The 25,192-nt window shown below is 61.9% G+C and carries 26 protein-coding genes; 11 read left to right on the top strand and 15 right to left on the bottom strand.

What is annotated here, in order from left to right; all coding sequences use genetic code 11:
- Window positions 1–3 precede the first annotated feature (3 nt).
- Both G9X64_RS18490 and G9X64_RS18485 read right to left on the bottom strand, forming a co-directional pair.
- Window positions 4–1,107, bottom strand: a complete 1,104-nt coding sequence (locus G9X64_RS18490; protein ID WP_171377143.1) for a MotA/TolQ/ExbB proton channel family protein — start codon at window positions 1,105–1,107, stop codon at window positions 4–6.
- A 112-nt stretch (window positions 1,108–1,219) separates the two neighbouring features.
- Window positions 1,220–2,020, bottom strand: a complete 801-nt coding sequence (locus tag G9X64_RS18485; RefSeq protein WP_171377142.1) for an inositol monophosphatase family protein — start codon at window positions 2,018–2,020, stop codon at window positions 1,220–1,222.
- A gap of 217 nt (window positions 2,021–2,237) precedes the next feature.
- On the opposite strand from G9X64_RS18485, the gene G9X64_RS18480 reads away from it, so the two are divergent.
- Window positions 2,238–2,816 carry a TetR/AcrR family transcriptional regulator gene (locus tag G9X64_RS18480; RefSeq protein ID WP_171377141.1) on the top strand — a complete coding sequence of 193 codons (579 nt, stop codon included), beginning with the start codon at window positions 2,238–2,240 and terminating at the stop codon, window positions 2,814–2,816.
- Window positions 2,817–2,886: 70 nt separating this feature from the next.
- Entirely contained in the window at window positions 2,887–3,627 is a 741-nt protein-coding gene (locus G9X64_RS18475; protein ID WP_171377140.1) for a 3-oxoacyl-ACP reductase family protein, read from the top strand.
- 50 nt (window positions 3,628–3,677) lie between these two features.
- Here the strand turns inward: G9X64_RS18475 and G9X64_RS18470 are convergent, their stop codons facing one another.
- From G9X64_RS18470 to G9X64_RS18425, 10 genes are all read right to left on the bottom strand, one after another.
- The gene (locus G9X64_RS18470) at window positions 3,678–4,775 is read right to left on the bottom strand and encodes a protein-glutamate methylesterase/protein-glutamine glutaminase (RefSeq protein WP_164048041.1); all 1,098 of its coding nucleotides are present in this window, start codon (window positions 4,773–4,775) and stop codon (window positions 3,678–3,680) included.
- A 61-nt stretch (window positions 4,776–4,836) separates the two neighbouring features.
- The gene (locus G9X64_RS18465; RefSeq protein WP_168315359.1) at window positions 4,837–5,694 is read right to left on the bottom strand and encodes a CheR family methyltransferase; all 858 of its coding nucleotides are present in this window, start codon (window positions 5,692–5,694) and stop codon (window positions 4,837–4,839) included.
- A 29-nt stretch (window positions 5,695–5,723) separates the two neighbouring features.
- Window positions 5,724–6,206 carry a chemotaxis protein CheW gene (locus tag G9X64_RS18460; protein WP_018072866.1) on the bottom strand — a complete coding sequence of 161 codons (483 nt, stop codon included), beginning with the start codon at window positions 6,204–6,206 and terminating at the stop codon, window positions 5,724–5,726.
- The gene (locus tag G9X64_RS18455; protein ID WP_171377139.1) at window positions 6,203–8,020 is read right to left on the bottom strand and encodes a methyl-accepting chemotaxis protein; all 1,818 of its coding nucleotides are present in this window, start codon (window positions 8,018–8,020) and stop codon (window positions 6,203–6,205) included. The genes G9X64_RS18460 and G9X64_RS18455 overlap by 4 nt, the downstream gene beginning before the upstream one ends.
- A 170-nt stretch (window positions 8,021–8,190) precedes the next feature.
- On the bottom strand, window positions 8,191–10,113 hold the full coding sequence (locus tag G9X64_RS18450) for a HAMP domain-containing methyl-accepting chemotaxis protein (protein ID WP_171377138.1): 1,923 nt from the start codon (window positions 10,111–10,113) through the stop codon (window positions 8,191–8,193).
- A gap of 222 nt (window positions 10,114–10,335) precedes the next feature.
- Window positions 10,336–12,042, bottom strand: a complete 1,707-nt coding sequence (locus G9X64_RS18445) for a methyl-accepting chemotaxis protein (RefSeq protein WP_171377137.1) — start codon at window positions 12,040–12,042, stop codon at window positions 10,336–10,338.
- A gap of 31 nt (window positions 12,043–12,073) precedes the next feature.
- Entirely contained in the window at window positions 12,074–12,583 is a 510-nt protein-coding gene (locus tag G9X64_RS18440) for a chemotaxis protein CheW (protein ID WP_065281214.1), read from the bottom strand.
- The gene (locus tag G9X64_RS18435) at window positions 12,580–14,625 is read right to left on the bottom strand and encodes a chemotaxis protein CheA (RefSeq protein ID WP_168315361.1); all 2,046 of its coding nucleotides are present in this window, start codon (window positions 14,623–14,625) and stop codon (window positions 12,580–12,582) included. Before G9X64_RS18435 ends, G9X64_RS18440 begins: the two co-directional genes overlap by 4 nt.
- On the bottom strand, window positions 14,622–14,990 hold the full coding sequence (locus G9X64_RS18430; protein ID WP_171377136.1) for a response regulator: 369 nt from the start codon (window positions 14,988–14,990) through the stop codon (window positions 14,622–14,624). The genes G9X64_RS18435 and G9X64_RS18430 overlap by 4 nt, the downstream gene beginning before the upstream one ends.
- Entirely contained in the window at window positions 14,987–15,316 is a 330-nt protein-coding gene (locus G9X64_RS18425; protein ID WP_168308520.1) for an STAS domain-containing protein, read from the bottom strand. Before G9X64_RS18425 ends, G9X64_RS18430 begins: the two co-directional genes overlap by 4 nt.
- 342 nt (window positions 15,317–15,658) lie before the next feature.
- On the opposite strand from G9X64_RS18425, the gene G9X64_RS18420 reads away from it, so the two are divergent.
- On the top strand, window positions 15,659–17,401 hold the full coding sequence (locus G9X64_RS18420; RefSeq protein WP_168308521.1) for a methyl-accepting chemotaxis protein: 1,743 nt from the start codon (window positions 15,659–15,661) through the stop codon (window positions 17,399–17,401).
- Between the two features lie 133 nt (window positions 17,402–17,534).
- On the opposite strand, the gene G9X64_RS18415 is transcribed toward G9X64_RS18420, so the two are convergent.
- Together G9X64_RS18415 and G9X64_RS18410 are read right to left on the bottom strand one after the other, a co-directional pair.
- The gene (locus G9X64_RS18415) at window positions 17,535–18,617 is read right to left on the bottom strand and encodes a tetratricopeptide repeat protein (protein ID WP_168308522.1); all 1,083 of its coding nucleotides are present in this window, start codon (window positions 18,615–18,617) and stop codon (window positions 17,535–17,537) included.
- Between the two features lie 10 nt (window positions 18,618–18,627).
- Window positions 18,628–19,281 carry a thiamine phosphate synthase gene (locus G9X64_RS18410; protein ID WP_020051578.1) on the bottom strand — a complete coding sequence of 218 codons (654 nt, stop codon included), beginning with the start codon at window positions 19,279–19,281 and terminating at the stop codon, window positions 18,628–18,630.
- Between the two features lie 107 nt (window positions 19,282–19,388).
- On the opposite strand from G9X64_RS18410, the gene G9X64_RS18405 reads away from it, so the two are divergent.
- Together G9X64_RS18405 and G9X64_RS18400 are read left to right on the top strand one after the other, a co-directional pair.
- The gene (locus G9X64_RS18405) at window positions 19,389–20,153 is read left to right on the top strand and encodes a sulfite exporter TauE/SafE family protein (RefSeq protein WP_171377135.1); all 765 of its coding nucleotides are present in this window, start codon (window positions 19,389–19,391) and stop codon (window positions 20,151–20,153) included.
- 123 nt (window positions 20,154–20,276) lie between these two features.
- Window positions 20,277–20,537, top strand: a complete 261-nt coding sequence (locus G9X64_RS18400) for an ArsR/SmtB family transcription factor (RefSeq protein ID WP_003542830.1) — start codon at window positions 20,277–20,279, stop codon at window positions 20,535–20,537.
- Window positions 20,538–20,742: 205 nt separating this feature from the next.
- Here the strand turns inward: G9X64_RS18400 and G9X64_RS18395 are convergent, their stop codons facing one another.
- Complete coding sequence (locus G9X64_RS18395; protein ID WP_003542831.1) at window positions 20,743–20,916, bottom strand: YdcH family protein; 174 nt, start codon at window positions 20,914–20,916, stop codon at window positions 20,743–20,745.
- A gap of 227 nt (window positions 20,917–21,143) precedes the next feature.
- Between G9X64_RS18395 and G9X64_RS18390 the strand changes: the two genes are divergently transcribed.
- The 6 genes from G9X64_RS18390 to G9X64_RS18365 all read left to right on the top strand — a co-directional run bounded on the left by G9X64_RS18390 (window position 21,144) and on the right by G9X64_RS18365 (window position 25,140).
- Window positions 21,144–21,347, top strand: coding sequence for a YdcH family protein (locus G9X64_RS18390; protein ID WP_168308524.1), 204 nt, complete (start codon window positions 21,144–21,146; stop codon window positions 21,345–21,347).
- An 18-nt stretch (window positions 21,348–21,365) separates the two neighbouring features.
- Window positions 21,366–21,860: a 5-(carboxyamino)imidazole ribonucleotide mutase gene (purE, locus tag G9X64_RS18385; RefSeq protein WP_168308525.1), complete on the top strand. Its 495-nt coding sequence runs from the start codon at window positions 21,366–21,368 to the stop codon at window positions 21,858–21,860.
- The gene (locus G9X64_RS18380) at window positions 21,857–22,933 is read left to right on the top strand and encodes a 5-(carboxyamino)imidazole ribonucleotide synthase (protein ID WP_171377134.1); all 1,077 of its coding nucleotides are present in this window, start codon (window positions 21,857–21,859) and stop codon (window positions 22,931–22,933) included. The genes purE and G9X64_RS18380 overlap by 4 nt, the downstream gene beginning before the upstream one ends.
- A 164-nt stretch (window positions 22,934–23,097) precedes the next feature.
- Window positions 23,098–23,223 (top strand): type B 50S ribosomal protein L36, encoded by a 126-nt coding sequence (gene ykgO, locus G9X64_RS18375; protein WP_003566454.1) that lies wholly within the window; start codon window positions 23,098–23,100, stop codon window positions 23,221–23,223.
- A gap of 112 nt (window positions 23,224–23,335) precedes the next feature.
- Window positions 23,336–23,971 carry a tetratricopeptide repeat protein gene (locus G9X64_RS18370; RefSeq protein ID WP_171377133.1) on the top strand — a complete coding sequence of 212 codons (636 nt, stop codon included), beginning with the start codon at window positions 23,336–23,338 and terminating at the stop codon, window positions 23,969–23,971.
- A gap of 113 nt (window positions 23,972–24,084) precedes the next feature.
- On the top strand, window positions 24,085–25,140 hold the full coding sequence (locus tag G9X64_RS18365; protein WP_171377132.1) for an alpha/beta fold hydrolase: 1,056 nt from the start codon (window positions 24,085–24,087) through the stop codon (window positions 25,138–25,140).
- The last annotated feature ends 52 nt before the right edge of the window (window positions 25,141–25,192 follow it).

Here is a 25,192-nt window from a genome sequence, read left to right as displayed (position 1 = left end):
GGCTTACTTGCCCTCGCTCTTCTCGGCCTGGCTGGCGCGGTCGCGCGACCGCTCGCCCCTCTCGCCGGCGCGCTCCTGCACGCCGATGCGTTCGGCGAGCCGGTCGAGCGTGCGACGCATCGCCTTGGCCTCGTCCTGCTGTGCCTCGATCCAGTCGCGCAGCATCTGCTGTTCGTTGCGCATGTTCTTGACGAGGCCCTGAATACCTTCGGCAAGGCTTGCCATGGCGGCGACGGAGCGCTGGCTGCCGGCGCCGCCCTCTTCGGAGACCTTGCGCAGATAATCGGAGAGCGCGCGCATGTCGTCCGAGGACGCGCCGGAAACGGCCTCCAGAGCCGGGGCAAGATCGGAGCCGACATCCGTGACCGAGGACAGCCAGTTTTCCAACTCCATGTAGAAGCGGTTTTGCGCGCGGCCCGCCTGCAGGTCGAGAAAGCCGAGAATGAGCGAACCGGAAAGGCCGAGCAGCGAGGAGGAGAAGGCCTGGCCCATGCCCGAAAGCGGCGTGGAAAGCCCTTCCTTCAGCGCCGAGAGCACGTCTCCGGTGCCGTTCGAGCCAGCATCGAGCGACTGGATGACGATGCTGATCGAACCGATTGTGCCGATGAGGCCCCAGAAGGTGCCGAGCAGGCCGAGGAAGACCAGGAGGCCGATCAGGTAGCGCGAAACGTCGCGCGATTCGTCGAGGCGGGTGGCGATCGAATCGAGGATCGAGCGCAGCGCCGTCGTCGACAGCGCCAGTGAGGACTTGCGGCTGCCGAGCAGCGCCCGCATTGGCGCAAGCAGCCGCGGATTGCGGTTGACCTTGTCGGCGCTGCCGGCGGCACGGAACGAATTGAACCAGCGCACCTCGGGGCGAAGCGCCAGTACATGGTTGAAAACAAGGATGATTCCGACCGCGAGAACGCCGACGATCAGGCCATTGAGGCCCGGATTGTGCATAAAGGCGGTCTGCGTCTGCCGGAAGAGGATGGCGGCTATAAAACCGACGATGACGAGGAAAAGCAGCATCGTCCAGAGGAAGGGCATGGGGCTTGAAAGCCTGTGGGCATAAGCGCCTGCCGTCTTTTCGGTGGAGCCGATCTCCGCCACATTCACATTTTCCATAGGTTACGCAGCCTCCGCATTCCCTGCCGGCGGAGACTAGAGCAACATTGTGCCGAATTGAAGTATGCCGGGGAGAAAACCGTGACTTTACAACAGCCAGATTTTCGTTCGGTCACTTGGCGGGAACCGGCCGCTTGACGACTTCGATCAGCGCCTTGTGGATGAGCTCGTTGCCGGCGACGATCGTGCCGCTCTCAAGCATCGTTGCGCCGCCGTCCCAGTCGGTGGCGAAACCGCCGGCTTCGCGGATGAGCAGGATGCCGGCCGCCATGTCCCAGGGCGCAAGCTCCGCTTCCCAGAAACCGTCGAAACGCCCGGCCGCGACATAGGCGAGATCGAGCGTTGGCGAGCCCAGGCGCCGCATGCCTGCCACTTCGCCCATAACGTGGCGAAGCTCGACCAGGAACTTGCCGTGATTGCGCTTGCCGAGCGCCGGCACGCCACAGCCGATGACGCAATCCGACAGCGCCCGGCGCGCGGCGACGCGCAGGCGCCGGTCGTTGAGGAAGGCGCCGCCACCGCGCTCGGCGGTATAGAGCTCGTCGGTCGCCGGATTGAAGATCACAGCGGCGACGATTTCGCCGTTGCGTTCGAGCGCGATCGAGACAGCGAAGGCCGGGATGCCGTGCAGGAAGTTCGTCGTACCGTCGAGCGGGTCGACGATCCAGCGATGCGCACCGTCGGTGCCCCTGATTTCCTCGCTTTCCTCGCCGAGGAAGCCATAGGTCGGACGCGCCTTGAGCAGCTCTTCCCTGACGATCTTTTCGGCCTTGCGGTCAGCAGTGGAAACGAAATCGCCCGGTCCTTTGACGGAAACCTGCAGGTTCTGCACTTCGCCGAAATCACGTCCCAGCGACTTTCCTGCCTTAAGGGCAGCCTGAACCATGACATTGAGAAGAGCTGAACGGGCCATCGGCGCATTTTCCTTGGGACTGATACTGGGCGCGCGCGCTGCCAGGGGCGGGAAGTGTCCCTGAACATGCATGACAGACAGCGCTGCGAAGATTGGCGGCCTCAAGACCACAAAATCGGGGAAATTTCAAGGGGAGGCGCGCATGGCTGCCCTGCAGCGCCAAAAGCCATTAATTTTATTCTGGACAGATTAGTCCAATAAGGGTAGAAGGCTGGTCATGGCACGACACAAGGAATTTGATCGCGACACCGCCCTTCATGCCGCCATCGGCGTATTTTCCGAGCACGGCTATGAAGGCACCTCGACCGAGGAATTGCTGACGGCGATGAAGATCAGCCGGCAAAGCATGTACGACACCTTCGGCGACAAGCGCGGCCTCTATCTGGAAGCGCTGAAGCGCTACAATGTGGAGAGCATCGACAAGATCATCGCCGATCTTCGCCGCGAGGGCCGGCCGATCGAGGCGCTGGAAGGCGCTCTTGTCGCCTTCGCCTCGCGTCCCGCTGCCGAGGCGCGGCGCGGCTGCCTCGGTGTCAGCGCCATTTGTGAGTTCGGCCGCACCGATGCCGAGGTCGCAGCTCTTACCGACAGCGCCGGCCACGCGCTTCACGCGGCGATCGAGAGCCTTCTCGGAGAGGCTCGCAGGACCGGAGATCTCGCAACAGATATCGATATCGCCGACGCCATTCCGTTTCTCGGCGCTACTCTGTCCGGAATGAAAGTCAGCGCCCGAAACGGCGCCCCACCCGAGACGCTCCGCGGTATCGCACACATGGCAATCAGAGGCCTCCGCTAACAAGGGGAACATCGAACTGGTTTTCCATGGGAAATTCTAGACTGATCAATCCAAAACAAAGGAAACCTGCATGTCTCAACCCCTTTCGACCAAGATCGCCCTCGTTACCGGCGGCTCGCGCGGCATCGGTGCCGCCATCGTCCGAAGACTTGCCGCTGACGGCGCCGCCGTCGCCTTCACCTATTCCAGCTCCGAGCACAGGGCGAAGGCGATCGTCGCCGAGCTGGAGGCTGCTGGCAGCAGGGCGCTGTCGATCCGGGCCGACAGTGCCGATGCGAAGGCCGTACAGGATGCCGTCGCGCTGACAGCCGAAACCTTTGGCGGTCTCGACATTCTCGTCAGCAATGCCGGGATTCTCATCCTCAACCCGCTCGATGACTATTCGCTCGAAGATTTCGACCGGATGTTTGCCATTAATGTCCGCGCTGCCTTCGTCGGCATCCAGGCAGCGGCAAGACATATGAACGAAGGCGGCCGCATCATCACCATCGGCAGCGTTACTGCCGATCGCAGCGGCTTTCCAACCTCCGCAGTCTACAGCATGACGAAGGGCGCGATCGCCTCGATGACCCGCGGCCTCGCCCGCGATCTCGGCCCACGCGGCATCACCGTCAACAACATCCAGCCCGGCCCGACGGCGACCGACATGAACCCCAATGAGGACGATCATGAGCGCCTCAAGCCGCTGATGGCGCTTGGCCGCCTGGGTGAGGACCGCGAGATCGCCGGCCTCGCCGCCTATCTCGCCAGTGCCGAGGCCGCCTTCGTCACCGGCGCCAGCCTGACGATCGACGGCGGTTATCTCGCCTGAATACTGAACCTGCACGGCTATGATCAAAAGCCGGTTCCGTTGAAACCGACTTAAAACTTCTGCTGCGTCATCAGCACTTCGCGAGCGATCTGATCGAGCGGCAGGACCCGGTCGACGCCGCCTTTGGCGATCGCCTCCTTCGGCATGCCGAAGACAACGGAACTCGCCTCGTCCTGCGCCACCGTGTAGGCACCGGCCTGATGCATTTCCAGCATGCCGCGCGCGCCGTCGTCGCCCATGCCGGTCATAATGATCCCCATCGCGTTCGAGCCGGCCGAGCGCGCCGCCGAGCGGAAGAGCACGTCGACGGAAGGCCGGTGTCGCGACACCAGCGGCCCGGTCTTGACGCTTACATAGTAGCGCGCACCCTGGCGTTCGAGCAGCATGTGCTTGTCGCCTGGCGCGATCAGCACATGGCCGCGCAGCACCGGATCCCCATCGACGGCTTCCTTGACCTCGACCTCGCAAAGCCCGTTCAGCCGCTTGGCGAAGGCGGCGGTGAATTTCTCCGGCATATGCTGGACGATCACCATGCCAGGTGCATTGGCCGGCAGTTCCTCGAGGAACTCGCGCAGTGCTTCGGTGCCGCCGGTGGAGGCGCCGACGCAGACGACCATCTCCGTCGTCTTCGCCATGGCACGCCCCGTCGGTGGCGGCAGCATCACATCCGCCGTCAGCTTCTTGGCCGGCCCCTCCACTGAGGCGGAGCGGATGGTTCCGGCGGCGCGGCGGACATTGGAAAGCCGTGCATGCGAAGCGCTCTTGACGACTTCGCGAATGCGCATCGCATCGTCGGAAAGGCTGTCGGCGGCGCCGATCTTCGATTTCAGGATGACGTCGACTGCGCCAGCCTCCAGCGCCTGGAGCAGCGTTTCCGAACCCGCTTCCGTCAGCGACGAACACATCACGACAGGGATTGGCCGCTGCGACATCAGCTTGCGCAGGAAGGTGATGCCATCCATGCGCGGCATCTCCACATCGAGCGTGATGACATCGGGGATCTCTTCCTGCAACTTCCGCGCCGCCATGAAGGGGTCAGATGCGACCGCCATGATCTCGATATCGGGATCCTGCTCCAGCACATGGGTCAGCGTCTGGCGGATGCTGGCGGAATCGTCGATGATGAGAACGCGGATTTTCTTAGCCATGAATGCCCCTAATGCATGCCGTCCAGAAGTGCGCAGCGGTTTTGGGATGACGCGATGCGCTTTAGATACGCTGAAACACCGTATTCGAGACCTGCTTCAACGGCAGATCGAAGCCGGTGATCGATTCGGAATGGCCGATGAACATATAGCCGCCCTTCGCCAGGCAATCACAGAGGCGGTTGAGAACACCGGCCTGAGTCTGCTTGTCGAAGTAGATTAGCACGTTGCGGCAGAAGATGACGTGCATCGGTTCGCCGATCGCGTATTTCTCGTCCATCAGGTTCATACGGGCAAAACCGATCTTGCTACGCAGTTTCGGCGTAATGCGCACCTCCCGCCGTCCCGGCTGCTTGGCCGTCAGCACGTATTTGCGCTGCAGGTCGCGCGGCACGGGTGCAATCAAATCTTCCGGATAGATGCCACGGCGCGCCGTCTGCAGCACGTCGGTGGAAAGGTCGGTCGCCAGCACGCTGTAGGAGACGTCATTGCGGCCTTCGGCGAATTCTGCCAGCACCATCGCCATCGTATAGGGTTCGGCCCCCGTCGAGCAGGCCGAACTCCAGGTGCGGATGGTCCGCACGCCGCTGTTGGCGATCGCCGGCAACGCCACGCTCTGCAGATAGTCGAAATGCTTGGCTTCGCGGAAGAAGTCGGTCTTATTCGTCGTCACGACGTCGATCAGGTAGACGGTTTCCTGGGCGAGGCCATCCTCATTGAACAGGAAGTCGCAATAATCGTCGAAGGTCGAATGGTTGGTTGCGCGAAGGCGGCGTCTCAACCGCCCTTCGAGCATCGTCAGCTTGGTCGGCGGCATCTTGATGCCGCTATAATCGTAGATGAACCGGGCAAGCTTGTCGAAATTGCGCTTGCTGATCCGGTCGCCCGGCAATTGGGTTTCCACCGCTGCTGCCATACCCATAGAACGCAGTACTCCAAGTTGATACGCGGTCAGGCCGCTGATTGCAGTGCCGAGGCGTCCTCGCGCGACAGCAGCCGTGCAAGATCGATGATGACGACGAAGCCGTTTTCACGGCGAACGACGCCAGCGATGTAGTCCGAGCGCCAGCGCACGCCGATATCGGGCGCTGCCTCGATCTGCTCGCGACGGAACGGTGTGACCTCGAAGACGCGGTCGGCGACGAGGCCAAGCGTCAGCAGCCGGCTTTCCATCGGCACATCGAGGACGAGCACCCGCGTGTGCGGCGTCGGCACGGTCTTCGTCATGCCGAGCTTCAAGCGAAGATCGATCGTCGGCACGCCCTGCCCGCGCACATCGCGCAGGCCGAGCAGATAGTCGGGACCATTCGGAATCTTGAAAGCTTCCGCATAGTCGAGGATTTCCCGCACCACCTCAACCGGCACGGCGAAAATCTCCTCGCCCAGGCTGAAGGTCACGAATTGCGCTTCCAGGGAGGTCGTGGCCATGATCATGCACTTTCCTTGAATTCGGCGTCCCCATCATCGGGACCGCCCATGGAGAGATCGAGAGCGAAGCCTTTCGCCCGCGCCTGCTGACCGGCGACGCTGTTGGCGGCTGGTTTTTTGGCCCCCGGCTTGCGGGCGGTGGCCAGAGCTGGACTGCGCACCGTCATCCTGGCAGCTGGCGTGCGGTCACGGCGCCCGCCAGCCATATCGACCTTGAAGAAGGCGATCGACGTCTGCAGTTCCTCGGCCTGGGAGGCGAGCTCTTCCGAGGTTGCGGACATCTGCTCGGAGGCGCCGGCATTCTGCTGCGTCACCTTATCGAGCTGCTGGATCGCCTCGTTGATCTGCGAGGCGCCGATATCCTGTTCGCGGCAGGCAGCGCTGATCTCGGAGACCAACTCCGCCGTCTTGCGGATATCGGGCACCAGCCGGCCGAGCATGTCGCCCGCTTCCTGGGCGGCTTTGACAGTATCACCGGACATCGCGCCGATTTCCGCAGCCGCCGACTGGCTGCGTTCGGCAAGCTTGCGCACCTCGGAGGCAACGACCGCGAAGCCCTTGCCGTGCTCGCCGGCACGTGCCGCTTCCACGGCGGCATTGAGGGCGAGAAGGTCTGTCTGGCGGGCGATCTCCTGGACGATGCCGATTTTCTGGGCAATCGTACGCATGGCATCGACAGCACGAGAGACGGCTTCGCCGCTCATCTCCGCATCCTTGGCCGACTGGCGGGCGATCTTTTCTGTCTGTGCAGCGTTGTCGGCGTTCTGCTTGATGTTGGCGGCCATCTCTTCCATCGAGGCCGATGCTTCTTCGGCCGATGCGGCCTGTTCCGTGGCGCCCTGCGACACCTGCTCGGAGCTCGAGGACAGTTCCTGGCTGCCGGCCGAGACATTCTCAGCGGCGGCGATCGCATCGGCGACGACGCCGCGCAGGCGCTCGACCATCTGCTCCAGCGCGATGCCGAGCATGTCCTTCTCCGAAAGAGGCTTCGGAGAGACAGTCAGGTCGCCGTTCGAGATCTGGTTGGCGATCGTTGCGGTAGTGCGCAGGTTCGCCGTCATCCGGCTCATCGAATGGACGAGATCGCGGATTTCGTCGTTGCTCTTGTGCTCGATGTTCTGTTCGAGATCGCCGATGCTGACGGCATCGGCAAGGTTGACGGCGCGCTTCAGGCCGCGCGAAATGTTGAGCAGGATCCAGATTGCTGCTGCCGACGAGACGATGATCAGGCCGATCGTCATCATGACCAGCAGATTGCGCGAGTGCGCATACTGGTCGTTGGTGGCGGCGTCGGTTTCGGCGACGTTGCCGGTCACCGTGTCGTTCAGTTTGGTGAGAATGCCGAGCAGTTGGGTCGTCACCTGCTGACCTTCGCCCATCGAAATGATGCCGGCCTGGGCGTTGGATTCGGTGGTGTTCTGCTTGGCGAGATCGGCCACACGATCCTGCAGCGCCGTCCATTTACCGTAGAGTTCGCCGAATTGTGCCATGCCGGACTTGATCTCCGGATCGTCCGAGGCGGCAAGGCGACCCTGGAGCGTCTTGATGAGCTCTCGCTGTTGCGAGATCTCTTCGACATAGCCGGTGATCTTGCTGGTGTCGGTATTGATGATCGCATCCTTTTCGGCGCGAATGGAGCGCATCACGGCATCGGAAAGATCACTGGAATCACGCAAGTTGGCGACCGGACCGGCGACCATGATCGAGATCTCGTTGTTCAGCGACGAGAGATTATAGATCGAAAGACCGGCCATCGCGCAGGTCAGGAGAACGATGAAACCGAACACTAGGCTCAGTTTTGCTTTGATTGTGAAGCGCATTTCAAAACCCCGTTAGTACCGCGGCGGATATTCCGCCAGATCGCACATCGTGCCGTCGTAAAAACGCTTCATGCGTCACCAGCGGAGCCGGCATGACCAGGTGCGTCCATGCACCGGTTCAATCGAGGGCCGCTATCCACCGCGGCCCCCGCTTCTGCATCGGAAAAGCCCTATGCGCTTTCACGGAACTCGTCATCGGTCGTATCGGGACCGCCCATCGACATATCGAGGGCAAAGCCCTTCACGCGGGCCTGCTGGCCAGCGACCGTATTGGCGGGCGCCTTGCCAGCCGGTTTTCGCGGTGCGGCCGGAGCCCGGCTGCGGACCGTGAGTTTTGCAGCCGGCGCACGCTCGCGGCGCCCGCCTGCCATGTCGACCCTGAAGAAAGCAATCGACGTCTGCAGCTCTTCAGCCTGGGAGGCGAGTTCCTCCGAGGTTGCCGACATCTGCTCGGAGGCGCCGGCATTCTGCTGCGTCACCTTGTCGAGCTGCTGGATTGCCTCGTTGATCTGGGCCGCCCCAATATCCTGTTCACGGCAGGCAGCACTGATCTCGGAAACCAGCTCGGCCGTCTTGCGGATATCGGGCACCAGCCGGCCGAGCATGTCGCCCGCTTCCTGGGCCGCCGTCACCGTATCGCTCGACATTGAGCTTATCTCGGCAGCAGCCGACTGGCTGCGTTCAGCAAGCTTGCGCACTTCCGAGGCGACGACCGCAAAACCCTTGCCATGTTCGCCGGCACGCGCGGCTTCGACAGCAGCGTTCAGAGCCAGCAAATCGGTCTGGCGGGCGATTTCCTGAACGATGCCGATCTTCTGGGCAATCGTACGCATGGCGTCGACAGCGCGGGAGACAGCCTCTCCGCTGGCTTCCGCATCCTTGGCCGACTGACGAGCGATCTTTTCCGTCTGAGCGGCATTGTCGGCGTTCTGCTTGATGTTCGACGCCATTTCCTCCATCGAGGCGGAAGCCTCTTCGGCGGAAGCCGCCTGTTCGGTGGCGCCCTGCGACACCTGTTCCGAGCTTGCCGAAAGCTCCTGGCTGCCGGATGAGACGTTCTCGGCGGCCGAGATCGCATCGGCGACGACGCCGCGCAGGCGCTCGACCATCTGTTCGAGCGCGATGCCCAGTGCATCCTTGTCGGAGAGCGGCTTCGGAGACACCGTCAGGTCGCCGTTCGCGATCTGATCGGCGATGCCGGCGGTGGTCCGCAAGTTGGAGATCATGCTCCGCATGGCAATGCCGAGCGCATCCTTATCCGAAAGCGGCTTGGCGTCGGTGCTGAGGTCGCCCATGGCGATCTGATCGGCGAGTGCCGCCGTGGCGCGCAGATTGGCAGTCATGGCATTGACCGTATTGATGAGATCCTTGATCTCGTCATTGGTCTTGACATCGACCTTCTGGTTGAGGTCGCCGATCGCGACGGCGTTTACGACGGTCGTAATCTTCCGCAGGCCGTTGTTGATGCCGAGCGTGATCCACAGTGCAGCGCCGAGAGCGATGAGCAGGGCGATACCGGAAGCGGTGCCGAGGATCAGCTTCGTCGAGTTGTAAAGATCGGTGTTCGACTGATCGGTCGCCTTCATGCCCTTGCGCTGGATCTCGATGAGTGCGGCAATCGCGTCACCCATGTCGTTGGTCATCGTGCGCAGGTCGCCGAGCGACAGCGCCAATGCGCCGGCTTGATCGCCCCTGGCGTCAAGCTGCTGCAGTTCGGCGGATCTGTCGCGGAATTTCGCACCGACCGTCTGCAGCTTTTCCCAATAGGGCTTGCCTTCGGGCGAAGCGATGGCGTGGCCGGCATCGAGGGCGTCGAACATCGCCTGCAAGTTCTGGTCGGCCTCCTTGTAGAAACCGGCAGCGGCGTCGGGTTCGGTGGAAAGCAGCGCGTCCTTCTGAGCGCGGATGGCGTTGACTTCGGCAACATTGGCGTTCAGCGCCAGTTCCAGGCGGCGCATCGGGCCGTCGATCATTTTGCCGCTTGCATCGTTCAAGGTGCCGAGGCTCAGGCTTCCATAAACCGCGATGCCGATCAGCAGCAGCGTCATGATGCCGAAGGCAAGACCCAGTTTGAGCTTGATGGTGAAACGCATGTGATACCCCTATTTGCGGTCAAAATGAATGGATAGCGACACGTCCCATCGGTGGGGCGTCGAGCTTGAAAGTGATGTGTCTGAAAAGGGGGAAAGCGACTACATTCACTTCCCGGCAGCCGGACATCTATCGATCGCAGCGCCAACGCCTACATGCGTTGGGGGATATTCCCGCCTCGGGCCGCAGGAGCAGCCCGAGGGATCACTTTGAGGCGAAGGCGCTCAAGCGCTTTCCCTGAAATCGTCGTCGCTGGCGTCTGGACCACCCATCGACATATCGAGAGCAAAGCCTTTGAGACGCTGCTGTTGAGCCAAAATCGTCTGGCCTCGGCCTTGGCTGTGGGCCTGCGGGACAGCTTTACGGACAGCGGCCGGGGCCTTCACCTTGGCCGAAGCTTTTGGCTGCGCTTTGTTGGCGCCGGATCGCAGGCTGCCTGCCGTATCGACCTTGAAGAAGGCGATCGACGTCTGCAACTCTTCGGCCTGGGAGGCGAGTTCCTCGGAAGTTGCCGACATCTGCTCGGAGGCGCCGGCATTCTGCTGCGTCACCTTGTCGAGCTGCTGGATCGCTTCGTTGATCTGCGAGGCGCCGATATCCTGTTCGCGGCAGGCGGCACTGATCTCGGAAACCAATTCCGCCGTCTTGCGGATATCGGGCACCAGCCGGCCGAGCATGTCGCCGGCATCGGCGGCAGCCTTGACCGTATCTGTCGACATCGCGCTGATTTCGGCCGCGGCCGACTGGCTGCGTTCGGCAAGCTTGCGCACTTCTGAAGCGACGACCGCAAAGCCCTTGCCGTGTTCACCCGCACGAGCGGCTTCGACGGCGGCGTTGAGAGCCAGCAGATCGGTCTGACGGGCGATCTCCTGGACGATGCCGATCTTCTGGGCGATCGTGCGCATGGCGTCGACGGCACGCGTCACCGCTTCCCCGCTCATCTCCGCATCCTTGGCCGACTGGCGGGCGATCTTTTCGGTCTGGGCGGCGTTATCGGCGTTCTGCTTGATGTTGGCGGCCATCTGCTCCATCGAGGCGGAAGCCTCTTCGGCCGACGCTGCCTGTTCGGTGGCGCCCTGCGATACCTGTTCCGAACTCGCCGAAAGTTCCTGGCTGCCGGAAGAGACATTGTCGGCGGCCGACAGTGCGTCGGCAACGACGCCGCGCAGACGTTCAATCATAGTATTGACGTTGCCCAGAAGTTCGCCGATTTCGTCACGGCTGGTGATGTCGGCCATCTTCGTCAGATCACCTTCCGACACTTCACGAACCACGGCGTTGGCACGGCTAAGGCCCTTGCTGATCGTGCTGGCGATCCAGAATGCGGTAATCGCAGCAACCAGCAGGGCAACGGCTGCCACCGCCATCATCATGGTGCGTGTGGCAGCATACTGGGCGTCGGCGTCATCGTCGGCGGCCTTCATGCGCTGTTTTTCAAGTGCCAGGATTTCGCTAAGCGTCGAGTCGATGTCGTTGGCAGCGGCCCGCGCCGCGGTCACGGAGACGGTATTTGCGCCTTCGGCGTTGCCGGCCTTCACATAGTCACGGATCTGATCGTCGGCTGCCGTGAAGGTCTTGGAAAGTTCGGCAATGCGCGCCCAGCGCGCCTTGCCTTCTTCGGTTGCCAACGCCAGTACCTGGCCGAAGGCATCTGTGAAGTCCTTGCGGGCTTGATTGCCCTTGGCGATCGCACCTGCGGTTTCGTCGGCAGTGCGGGCAGCGAGCAGGTTCTTCTGCTGGCGGATGGCCTCGAGCTGAGCAATGTTGATTTGCTGAGCGAGGTCGAGACGGGCTGCCGGACCGGCGAGGAGATTGCCAATCGTGTCGTTAAGCGATCCTAGGCTGAAAATGCCGTAGGCAGCGGTGCCCATGAGCATGAGGATGATGAAGGTGAACGCCGTCACCAGTTTTGTCTTGATTGTCAATCGCATCGGTCTAACCCCAAATTTAACTCGGCCGACATCAGCTGGCGGCTCCGGCCGCGTCGTGCCTCGATGAAAAGATCGCCTGCAGATTGGGGAGAATGATGAATTCTCCGCCCCTCTTCACCAGGCAGTTGATGTAATCGGCGCGCCAGCGCATGCCGACGCTCGGCGGCGCCTCGCTGGCGGATTTTGCAAGCGTCGTCACCTCGTTCACCTTATCGGTCCTGAGGCCGACGAGCGTCGGCTCGCCCTGCAGATCGATCTCGATGACGATGAAGCGGCTGTCGATCGTCGCCTCCGCTGCTTCCATCCCGAAGGCGAGACGCAGATCGGCGAGCGGAATGACCTTGCCCCGAAAGTTGATAACGCTGGCGACGAAGGGCTGGCTGCCCGGCACCGCGGTCTCGGGAAGCAGGTCCAGGATTTCCTGGACGATGACCGCTTCCAGCGCGAAGGTTTCGCCGTTGAGATCGAAGGTCAGGACCTCGACTTCCTCGGCATAGCTCCAGTGATTGTCAAATCGTTCGGCTGCTGCTGTTGCACTCATCCTGCTACACGCAATTGCGCCTCCTGTTGCTGACCCGCGGCAACCAGGTGCCCGACGTCGAGAATAAGAGCGACGCTGCCGTCGCCGAGAATGGTGGCGCCCGAGAAGGTCGCGACGTTATTGTGCAGCTTCGACATCGACTTGATGACCGTCTGGTGGTCGCCGATAATCTGGTCGACGACGAGGCCGACGCGCTCCGTGCCGGTCGAGATGACGACGACCTTCTGATGCACGTCGGGCTTGGTGCCGGTGCGGAAGAGATCGCGCAGGCGCAGAAACGGCACCAGGCTGTCGCGTAGCGAGATGAAGCTGCGGCCGCGCGAGCGCAGATCTTCCTCGAGCGACAGCTCGAGGCATTCCTCGACCGCCGAGAGCGGGATCACGTAGCGGCCGGCGCCGACACGCACCAGCAGGCCATCGATGATGGCGAGCGTCAGCGGGATGCGCAGCGACACTTCCGAACCCTGTCCCGGCACGCTGACGATGTCGATCGCGCCGCGGAGCGCCTCGACCGTCTTCTTGACCACGTCCATGCCGACCCCGCGGCCGGACAGGTTGGTGATGGCGGCTGCTGTCGAGAAGCCTGGGGCGAAGATCAGCTGCAGTAGCTCGGAGTCGGAAAGCGGCTGACCGGGCTGGATGAGGCCGGAGGATTCCGCCTTAGCGCGAACCCGTTCGCGATTGATGCCACGGCCGTCGTCCTTGATCGAGATGATCACCTCGCCGCCGGCCTGGCGGGCCGAAAGCGTCACCGTGCCGGCTTCGGTCTTGCCGGAGGCAAGGCGGTCGGCGGGCGTTTCGAGGCCGTGATCGATCGAGTTGCGCACCAGATGCACGAGCGGATCGGCCAGACGCTCGATGACGGTTTTGTCGACTTCGGTGCTCTCGCCCTCCGTCACCAGTTCGATCACCTTGCCGGTCTCGCGAGCGAGATCGTGGACAAGGCGGCGGAAGCGGGAGAAGAGGGTGGCGACCGGCACCATGCGCAGCACCATCATCGTGTCGCGCAATTCGCCGGAGAGGCGTTCGATTTCTTCCGAGACGGAGCGCAGCGCGATATCGGCGCTGGCGCTGGCAAGCTGGCTGAGGCGCGATTGCGCGATGACAAGTTCTCCGACGCGGTCCATCAGTTCATCGAGACGTTCGGCCGGAACGCGGACATTCTCGGCCGCCTTTGCCTGGCTGACGGCAGCGGGCGCCTCACGCTTGACCGGAACCGCCTCGACAGGACGGAACTCCGGCACGGTGGCCGGTGAAACAGGGGCCGCCGATGCCGCGACGGCAGGGGCAGGTTCAGCCTTCTCCTCGACCGGAGCGGCGGTTGCCGCTGCCCGTCCGCTGATCTCCTCGACGCTGAGTTCCATATCGTCGAGCACGAAGATGAAGACGTCGTCGATCGCCGAGCGGTCCTGCTCGCTGGTCAGCGTCACGTCCCAGGAAATGTGGAGTTCCGTTGGAGGCAGCGCATCGAGGGGCGGAATGGCCGAGGTGTTGGCGCGCACGGTGCATTCGCCGAGGTCGCGCAGCTCGTCCAGCAGGCCGAGCGGGTTGGTGCCGTTGGCCATCGAATTGGCGGGTAGGCTGAAGCGGATGTGCCAGCTATTCTTCTTCTTCGCCGCAGCGTCGCGCACGGCTGCGGGTACGGAAACAGCGGCCGGCGCCGCTTCCTTGCCGCCGACGGCAGCCTGCAGCTGCGCCAGAAGCTTATGCCCGGTATCACCGTGATCGGCGTCCGGCTGGTCGACCAGGGCTCGCATATGGTCCTGGGCGGCGAGAACGGCGGCGACGAGTTCGCTGGTCGCCGCGACCTCGCCCTTGCGGACACGGTCGAAGGCCGTTTCGCAATGATGGGTGAAAGCGGCGAGCGCTTCGAAACCGAACATCGCGCCGGAGCCTTTGAGCGTGTGGAGGCCGCGGAACACGGCGTCGACGAGATCCTTGTTGTCGAGCTGGTGGGTCAGGTCGAGAAGACCGGCCTCGATCGCTTCGAGGCATTCGGCAGCCTCCGTGCGGAATACGGCGACGGGATCGAGCGTACTCATCGTCCGAGAACCTTCTTGACGATCTTCACTAGGCTTTCCGGGTCGAACGGCTTGGTCAGCCAGCCCGTCGCGCCGGCGGCCTTGGCGCGCGCCTTGAGATCGGCGTCCGATTCCGTCGTCAGGAAGATGATTGGAACGCCTGCCTGCGCCGGCAGCTTGCGCAGTTCCTCGATCATCGTCAGACCGTCCATGATAGGCATGTTGAGATCGGTCACGATCAGATCGAAGCTGCTGCCCTTGGCCGTCGCGAGGCCCTCTGCCCCGTTGACCGCCTCGGTGACGTTATAGCCGGCATTGGTCAGCGTGACCTTGGTGGTCAGACGAATGCTGGCGGAATCGTCAACAGTCAGGATATTTGCACTCATAACGTCACCTCTTTATGCAACCAGAACTTTGCGTCTTCGTGATCGAAGGATTCGATGAAACCTGCTCGCTCAAGTACCTTCAGAACCGAGCCGCTGGCCGGCGAAGAAAGTTTGAACGTCTTTCCCTTGGCTTTTGCTTGGCGGCGCGAGGATTCGATGAGTTGAACGAAACTCAGATCCGCTTCCGCGCCTTCTGGAATGCTGATGGTGATTGTATCATTGCTATGAAATTCATCGATAAACTTTGAATATAGCTCGGACACATTACGAATACTGAGCACGTCCGGCAAATTTATAGATTCGTAATATTGTTTCTGAGTATCCAATGCAGCCTCCTGGGCCAGAAAAATACTTGATGACCCTAAAAGGACTCTCACGGCAGCGTTAATGCAGAGTAAACAGCGGTTGTAGGAAACTGCCGTATAGCGCGTTCCGCGACTCCCAATTCTCATCCGGGATAAGTTGTATTTTTTCCTCAAAATTTAGAAATAAATAAAGTAAAAACAGTATGTTGAATTACACCACGCGACGGTGACTCTTTCACCGGCACCCCATCGACATCTTTCGTTAATCACAACGCTGGCGAGTCCCGACGCGTTTACCGGACGTTTCCATCCTGCCCGTAAAAATAGAGTCGAATTGCCTGTATTTTAAGAAAAGGTATAAAAGTGGCACACGCTCTGGTATTGTCGAACGCTGTAGCCTACACGTCTGGGCGGGACATCAGCCAGACCCTGGAATCTGCTCGGAGCCAGGTCGAGGAACGTTTCCTCGAAGGCGGCACCGTGCTGCTCTCGGTGATGGAGGTCCTCAACCGCCTGTTGAACTCGCTCGAGAGCATCACCACGACGCTCGACAACAAGGAGGCGAGCGACACCAGCGCCGATCTCCGTGCCACGGTGGAGAGCCTGATGGCGCTGCCCGTCACCGAAGAAAACCGGCAACAGGCGCTCGTTTCGCTGGCGCATACCGGCCGCGAGCTGCGCAAGCACGTAGCCGACATGCAGGAGACGATGCGTTATCTCAGAACCTTCGCGGTGACCGTGAAGATCACCGGTGCCGGCCTCGCCGAATTCGCCGGCTTTGCGCAGGAGATCCTGGAGCGCATCTATTCCGGCACCGATGAGGTCAACCGTTTCGCCACGCACCTTGACAGTCTCGATAAGGAGGTCAAGCTCGCCACTTCCTTTGGCGCCGGTGTTTCCAAGGGCTATGCCGATACTGTTCCGGCCGTCGCGGCAGCGCTCCGAGATGATGCCGCCAAGATCGCCGGACATCGCAAGGATCTCGGCGTCATCGCCCGCGAGGTCGGCGCAATTGCCCGCGCCGTCCAAAGCAAGGTCGCCTCGACCCTGTCTGCCCTGCAGATCGGCGACATCACCCGCCAGCGCATCGAGCATGTGCAGGCCACTTTTTCGCTGCTTGAAGATTTCTTTGCCGGCGAGGATGGCGTGAGGCTTGATGCCGACGCACGCCAGCGCCTCCAGAACGTCATTCACCATCTGACAGCGGCGCAGATGAGCGACATGTGCGCAAATTTCCAGCGGGATTCCGAAAACGTCGTCAAGACGATCGCAAGTTTCGACCACGACATGCGGGAGATTCTCAAGCTCCGCGATCAGATGAGCGGTGAGGATGACGAGGCCGGCGGCAACTTCATGCGCGCGCTGGAATCCAGCGTTTCGGCCGCCCATGAAATCGTCAAGCAGGTCGACACGGCAAGCCGCCAGGCCGACCAGGTAAGCCAGTCGACGATCGGTACGGCCGCCAAGCTCTCCGAAGCGATCGGTAACATCCGCGCCGTCAAGACCGACATTCACTATATGGCTTTGAATACCAACCTGCGCTGCAGCCGGCTCGGCGAGGAAGGCAAGTCGATCAACGTCGTCACCGCCGAGCTGCGCATTTTCGCCGGCAAGCTCGACGATTCCGCCGACGCCATCGTCAACGGCCTGCCGGCGCTCGAAGCGGCGGCCGGGCGCGTCGCTCCCGCCACGGATGCCGGAGCCGGCAATCTCGGAGAAAGCCTGACCTCGGCCGTCGACAACATCCGCTCTGCAGCCAACGTCATGGAAAACGAGTTGAAGGTGCTCTCCGAGAACGGTCGCGAGGTCGCCAACAAGATCAGCCTATTGATCGGCAAGCTCGATTTCCAGCATAATCTGGGCGAAGTCCTTGCCGGCTGCGCCGATATGCTCGAAGGGGTCGCCGGCACCGATGTCGCCGATATCTCCGATCTCGCTGAGACGATCGCGTCGCTCGACCGCAAGATCTTCAAGCACTATACGATGGTCCAGGAGCGCAGCATTCATCGCGGCATCATTCCGGCGAGCGAGGACAGCACCTCCGCTCCCGCCGAAACCGCCAAAGCCGAAAACGATGAAGACCTCTTCGCCGATGCGCTTTTTTAGGTTGGAACGCTAAACCGCCGCACGTCTTTTCAGACGCGCAAAGGACGCCGTAGCCGCATAATGCCCAAATCGATCAGATTTAAGGGATTATGCAATAGCCCGTCCGCCTCGTCGGCCGGGTCGCCAAGCGGCGCTATCGCCGCCGGAACTTGTTGGCGGCGTCGATCGCCGCCTTCTGCTGGGTATCCTCGATGCCGAGATAGAAATCCTCGAGCGCCGGATCGGCGAGCCCGGCCCGGCGTGACAGCACGTACCACTTCGCCGCCTCGATCGGATTGGGCGCCGTGCCGATCGCATTGATATAGAGATGGGCGAGCTTGTTCTGCGCGGCGACATTGCCACCATTGGCGGCAAGTTTCAGCCATTCGAAGCCCTTGACGTAATCCTTCGGTCCGCCGACGCCGTTGACGAGCCAGATGCCGAGATCGAGCTGGGCCGTGTCGAAGCCGGCGCGCGCCGCGCGCGCCATCCATTCGCGTGCGAGCTTCTTCTTTTCCTCCGGCAGGTCCTTCAGCGTCGCATAGATCTGCGCCACGGCATATTGCGAGTCGGCAATGCCCTGCTCGGCCGATTTCTCGTAGAATGGCAGCGCGAGCCTCAGTCCCTTTTCGCCGGGATTGTCGGCGATGAGAAGCTGTGCCCAGTTGAATTCCGCCGAAGGATTGCCCGCCTCGGCCGCCTTGTGCATGTAGTCGTCGGCCTTGACCTTGTCACGCGGCACACCTTCGCCTTCCATCAGGATCAGCGCATATTTGAACATCGCCGCCGCATCGCCGCCTTCGGCCGCCTTGCCGTACCAGAAGGCAGCGCTCTTCACGTCCTTCTTCACGCCGAGGCCCTGCGAGAGGATTTCCCCGATCAGCGTCTGCGCCGCCGGATCGCCGAGCTGGGCGCGCGGCAGCGCCTTGTCCATTGCCGTCAGGTAATAACCGCGCTGGAAGGCGCCGTAGGCCTCGTCGATCGGCCCCTTGTAATCCTTCTCCGGCGGCAGGTCCGGCAGCTTCGCGCCCATGCGGTCGAATACGCCGACGCCATCGGAGGGTTGCACGCCCGGGCTGGAAGGCCGGTCGGTGCGAAAGGTCGAAGCCGGCCCCGTGCCTGGCTGGCTGATGACGCTGTCCGGCGCCTGCGCCAAGGCAACATTCGGCCCGGCCGCCAGGAAGGCGGCCATGCCGGCGAGGAGATATTTCAAAAGACGGGAGGGCGGGATCGGCATGAGCGCGATTTCAATCCTCAAACCGTGGCGCTTTTTCGTCAAGCAAGGCATTGATTTCGGCAACGACGGACGGCGCCCGGGCAGGCTCGCCGAAGACCGCCAGCCGCATCGCCACGAACTCCGCTCCAGTCTCGGCGACGGCGAGCGCCGAGGCCGGATCGGTGCCGCCCATGACGATGCAGGGAATCTCGATCATCGAGGCCCACCATTCGCCGAGCGCCAGGTTCTTCGGATGCGCCTCCGGCTTGATGTCCCCATCGAGCTTGCCGAAGAAGATATAGTCCGGCCTGACTTCGCCGATCTCCAGCGCGTGGTGCCGGTCGGCCGCGTTGCCGCCGCCGACGATCAGCTTCGGCGCATGTTTGTCGATCGCCTCCGAAAGTGCCTCCGCATTGCCGGAAAGGTGCAGGCCGTCGGCCTTCGCCCGGCCTGCGACACGACTGTCGCCTGCAATCAGCGCGGCGGCGCCAGCGTCCTGGATCAACGGCACCAGCTTTTCGGCATGTTTCTGGAAGGTGCCGTCGTCGAGCCCGTATTGCGGCACGATCACCGACGCGACATCGCCGCCCTTCAGCGCGTCGGCGACGATCTTTGCCTGTTCATCGGCATCGGCGATATCGGCTACGATGAGCACAAGGCGGCAGCGGTTTTCCGGTTCGGTCATGGGGTCTTTCCGTTTCCTGCGAATTCCCCTTCGAAATGAGGGATCCGCACTCGTTTTGTGTGAGTAGTTCCGTTAGACGAGGCTTGCAAGAGGAGGACGTCGAAAGCATGCCGCAGGATTTGTCATTCTATTACGCCGCCGTGCCCGCCGTTCTGCTGGTGGGCCTCGCAAAGGGCGGCATGGGCGACGCTTTGTCGCTGATCGGCTTGCCCTTCCTCGCCCTCGTCGTCTCGCCGGTCGAGGCGGCAGCCATCCTGCTGCCGATCCTGGTCTTCATGGACATGATCTCGCTCGTCATCTGGCGCAAGCATGGCGACCGGGCGACGCTGAAGATCATGCTGCCGGGCGCCGTCTTCGGCATTGCGCTGGGCTGGGCGACCTCGGCGCTGGTTCCGGGCAACATGCTGCGCATCGTCATCGGCGCGGTGACCATTCTCTTCTGCCTGCGCTATTTCTGGAGCAATTTCGGCCCGAGCGCCGGCAAGGTGGTCCCGCCGCGCGGCCAGCGGTCGGTAGCAGCCAGCCTCTGGGGCACATTTTCCGGTTACGGCAGCTTCGTCGCCCATGCCGGCGGCGCACCCTTCCAGATCTATACCCTGCCGCTCAAATTGCAGCCACGCGAATATACCGGCACCAGCGTGCGCTTCTTCGCGATCCTCAACGCCATCAAGCTGATCCCCTATTTCGCGCTCGGCCAACTCGGCACCCAGAACCTTGCGACCTCCGCAACGCTTCTGCCCTTCGCCCCGCTCGCCACCATTGCCGGCGCCTGGTGCGTGCGCCGCATGAAGCCACAGATCTTCTATCCCTTCATCTATGCAATGGCTCTGATCGCCGCCTTCCTGATCCTGCGCGAGGGCCTTGGCTGGTAAGCGGCCCTACAGCGCCGCGCGTCTTTTCAAGCGCGCAAAGGACGCTGTAGCACTTTGAGTGGCTGCACGCTGCAATGCACAATTTCCTTGCTGGCACGGCCTGTTTGACGTAGCGTTGCCGCCATGTCGAACACAGACCCTTTCTCCGCGATTGCCGATCCGAACCGGCGGTTTCTGCTGGAGGAATTGCGTCGCGCGCCACGGACGGTCAATGAGCTCGCCGAAGGTCTGCCGATCAGTCGTCCTGCTGTTTCGCAGCACCTGAAGGCGCTTCTCGACAGCAATCTCGTTTCCGTGACCTCGGAAGGCACCAAACGCATCTACACGGTCAACAACCGCGGCTTCGACAAGCTCAATTTGTGGCTGGATCAGTTCTGGGCCTGATGCAGGTTCCCGCAAGATCTGGGAATACGATACCAATCACAAGAACGCGATGTGAGACGTGGCGACCCAAAAGCGCCAGCCGCGATGCCGGATGCATCGGACTGGCGCAACTATGGTGTCAAATCACCGGTTCTTGCAAATTTTTGGTGGAATGGATGGATTTACCTTGTTGCGCAAGATGATCGCCCGGCGACCCTTGGGAAGATTAGTGGACGGATGACTTAAGACGCTGAATCTCGTCCTTGATGCGCAACTTGCGGCGCTTGCATTCGGCAAGTTCCGTATCGGAAATAGAGGGAGATGTTCTGAGCGCGTGCAACTCCTCCTCGAGAGCGACATGCTTTTTCTGGAGTGACTCAAGATGAGCTTGAACAGTCATATGACCCTTCCTTCCTCTTACCCTCCCCGGCCATCATCGTCGGGGATCAAGGTGTCAACGGCGGGACTGTGACATATTTTTGAAGGCTTGTCGAAGGCCAAAAGATGAAGACTGGATGGCAATTTCATGATCAAGACTAACTAGCCGTTACCTGTATTTGGTGATAGGAGCTTGCGGAAATCATCGCCAGATCGGACAAGGTCCAAGGACGATAACGGGGAATGCATATGGCCGATCAGGAACAGGCGGAAATCAGGCTCACGGTGGCGCGTCTGCGCCAGGAGCACGAGGATTTCGACGCCGCGATCAACGCCATGATCCAGACCGGATGCGATGCTCTGCGGATCCAGCGCATGAAAAAGAAAAAGCTCGCTATCAAGGACAAGCTCTCCAAGCTGGAAGATCAGATCATCCCTGACATCATCGCCTGAGAGGGAAGAGCAGCAACGATGACAGACAGACCACCCGTCGCCATCATCATGGGCAGCCAGTCCGACTGGGAGACCATGAAAAACGCCGCCGACACGCTGGAGGCGCTGGAAATTCCCTATGACGCGCGCATCATTTCGGCGCACCGCACAGTCGACCGGCTGGTCAATTTCGCCAAGGGCGCACGCGCGGAGGGCTTCAAGGTCATCATCGCCGGCGCCGGCGGCGCCGCCCACCTGCCGGGTATGACCGCCTCGATGACGCCGCTGCCGGTCTTCGGCGTGCCGGTCCAGTCGAAAGCCCTGTCCGGCCAGGACAGCCTCCTTTCCATCGTGCAGATGCCGGCCGGTATTCCTGTGGGCACGCTTGCCATCGGCAAGGCCGGCGCAGTCAACGCCGCCCTTCTCGCCGCCGCCGTGCTTGCCCTTTCCGACGAAGAAATCGCCGACCGGCTCGACGAATGGCGCGAGCGCCAGAGTGCTGCCGTCGCCGAATACCCAATGGACGATCTATGACGGCAGGAACGATCGGCATTATCGGCGGCGGCCAGCTCGGCCGCATGCTCGCCATTGCCGCCGCCAGGTTGAATTTTCGCACTATCATCCTCGAGCCGCAGACGGACTGCCCGGCCGCCCAGCTCGCCAGCCGGCAGATCACCGCCGCCTATGACGATCCGGCGGCACTGGCCGAACTCGCCGATATCTGCGACGTCGTGACCTACGAATTCGAGAACGTGCCCGTCGCAGCCGCCGAAACGCTGTCGGCGCGCGTGTCCGTCTATCCGCCGCCGAAGGCGCTGGAAGCCGCCCAGGACCGCTTCGTCGAAAAACGATTTCTCAACGGCTGCGGGATAACCACTGCCCGCTTCCATGCAATCGACAGCCAGGCCGACCTCGGGACGGCACTGAAGGATTTCGGCGGCCAGGGCGTGCTGAAGACCCGCCGACTCGGTTATGACGGCAAGGGCCAGAAGGTTTTCCGCTCGGCCGCAGACAGCCCGGATGGCGCCTATGCAGCACTTGGCGGCGTGCCGCTCATCCTCGAAAGCTTCGTCGCCTTTGAGCGTGAGGTCTCGATCATCGCCGCCCGCGCCACCGACGGTACGGTCGTCTGCTTCGATCCCGCCGAGAATGTCCACCGCAACGGTATCCTCCACACTTCGACGGTTCCCGCCGCGATCTCCGCGCCGGCGGCGGACGCCGCGCGGCAATCGGCCGAGAAAATCCTTGCCGCATTGAACTATGTCGGCGTCATCGGCATCGAATTCTTCGTGCTTGCCGATGGCCGTCTGATTGCCAATGAGATGGCGCCGCGTGTCCACAACTCCGGTCACTGGACGGAAGCCGCCTGCGTCGTCAGCCAGTTCGAGCAGCATATCCGCGCCGTTGCCGGCCTGCCGCTCGGCAATGCCGAGCGCCATTCCGACTGCGTCATGCAGAACCTGATCGGCGACGATATCCTTGCCGTTCCCGACTGGCTGCGGCGCCCCGATACGCTGGTTCATCTCTATGGCAAGACCGAGTGGCGCCCCGGCCGCAAGATGGGCCATGTCACCACCTTGACGCCGAAATTGCCGCTTTTGGCCTGAGAAAACACCCCTGCGCCTTGGGAAAAACACCTTCATGTGGTTGACACGCAAAAGGTGACGGGGTATCTGCTCCCCCACCTAAACAGCGCGCCCGATGGCGCGCTTTTGATTGTTAAAGATACGGGCGAATGTGAATTCCCCCATAGAGATCGCGGATCAGAAAAATGAAGATCAAGAATTCGCTCAAGTCGCTCAAGGCTCGTCACCGTGACAACCGTCTGGTTCGCCGCAAGGGCCGCATCTACATCATCAACAAGCTGAACCCGCGCTTCAAGGCTCGTCAGGGCTGATTTCGCGCGTCCGGATCGCCGTGCCGCGTGAGCTTACGCCGGCGGATGTATCCGGTGGGTCGCTGCGGTGATCACGTCAAATTTGTTTGATCTTCGGCGCTGGCGGGCTAATATGTCCGCCATGCGCTTTTTTGCTTTGACATCAGCGGCGCTGCCGCTCGCCCTCGTTTTCCTCACCTCCTCCTTTCCGGCCGCCGCCGCGGAAGAGCCCGTTGCCGCCGCGAAAAGGGACGTCATCGTCGAGCAGGCGGATGCCAACAGTTCGCCGAAGCAGCACATCGACCAGCTCTTCAGCCAGCTGAAGCGTGAACGCGATCCCGAAAAGGCCAGCGGCATCGCCAATGAAATCCGCATGGAATGGAACGATTCCGGCAGCGCCACCATCAATCTGCTGATGCAGTGGGCTGACAAGGCGATCGAGGAAAAGCGCAATCCCGCGGCCCTCGATTTCCTTGATGAGGCGATCGCGCTGAAGCCCGATTATGCCGAAAGCTGGAACCGCCGCGCCACGCTGAATTTCGTCATGGGAAATTATCGCAAGTCGATGTCCGACATCGAACGTGTTCTCGATCTCGAGCCGCGCCATTTCGGCGCGCTCTCCGGCATGGCGGCGATCCTTAGCAATTCCGGCAACGACCAGCTGACCTTGAAGGCGTGGGAGCGTTTTCTCGATATCTATCCCGCCGAACGCACCGCGCAGGAACAGGCCAACACGCTTGCGGAAAAACTTGCCGGCAACCGCACCTGATTCCCGGTCAGCGATCTTGACGTCGGATCACGCCGCACAATTTTAGACTTTGGAGGGAACGATGTGGCGGTTGTCCGCCGCAGGTCATCCCGCAATTATCGCTCGTTGAGATCATGCTTGCAGAAGTTTCCGCTCTTCTCGCCCCGCTCGCCGCCGCCATCGGTTATTCATCCTATAAGGCGCGGCAGTTCGAACACGCCTATCCGAATATCGGCGAACTGACGGATGTCGGCGGTTACCGCATGAATGCCGTCCACATCGAGCGTCCCGAAAATGCGGATCTGCCGGCGCTGGTCTTCATTCACGGTGCCAGTGGCAATCTGCTCGACCAGGTCGTTGCCTTCCGCGCCGCACTCGAAGGCCGGGCGGAAATGCTGTTCGTCGATCGTCCCGGTCATGGCTATTCCGAACGCGGGGGCCTAGAGAACGCCGTCCCCTCCGGCCAGGCCGATGCGATCGCTAGGCTGATGGAGAAGCGTGGCATCGAGAAGGCGATCATTGTCGGCCATTCCTTCGGCGGCGCGATCACCGCCGCCTTCGGCCTGCGCCATCCTGACAAGACCGTCGGCCTGCTTTTCCTCGCGCCCGCCACCCATCCATGGCCGGGCGGCATCGACTGGTACTATCATGTGGCGACCGTGCCGATCATCGGCTGGCTCTTCAACCATGCGATCGTCGTGCCGCTCGGGCTGAGCCGGCTGGAGCGCGGCACGCTGAATGTCTTCCGTCCCAATCCTCGCCCGGCCGACTACATCGAAAAAACCGGTCCGTCGCTGGTGTTGCGCCCCAGTGCCTTCCACAACAATGCCGCCGATTTCAAAAGACTGCTCGCCTATGTGAAGGAGCAGTCGCTGCTCTATTCGCAGATCACCGCGCCGACCGTCATCATAACGGGCGACCGCGACGAGATCGTCTGGGAACACCTGCACTCGCGCGGCCTCGCCCGCGATATATCAGGCTCCGAGCTCATTACCGTTAGCGGCGTCGGCCACAAGCCGGATTACCTCGCAACCGATGTCGCCATCGCCGCCATGGAGAAGATCGCCGGCAAGCCGCGCGACCTGCAGGCAATCGCCCGCAAGGCCGAAGAGAGGCTTGCCGCCGCATCACGCGATCGAACGGTCGCAACCGTGTCATCGCTGGGGCCAGGCGCCCTGCATGGCGCATAAGCTCTGCGGCTTGGAATTTCCCGCCGACGAGACGATCGGCCGTACCGCCGGA

Source organism: Rhizobium sophorae (genome assembly GCF_013087515.1).
Taxonomy (GTDB): Bacteria; Pseudomonadota; Alphaproteobacteria; order Rhizobiales; family Rhizobiaceae; genus Rhizobium; species Rhizobium sophorae.
Note: the sequence above shows the minus strand (reverse complement) of the source record. Positions and strands in the feature narration are given on the sequence as shown.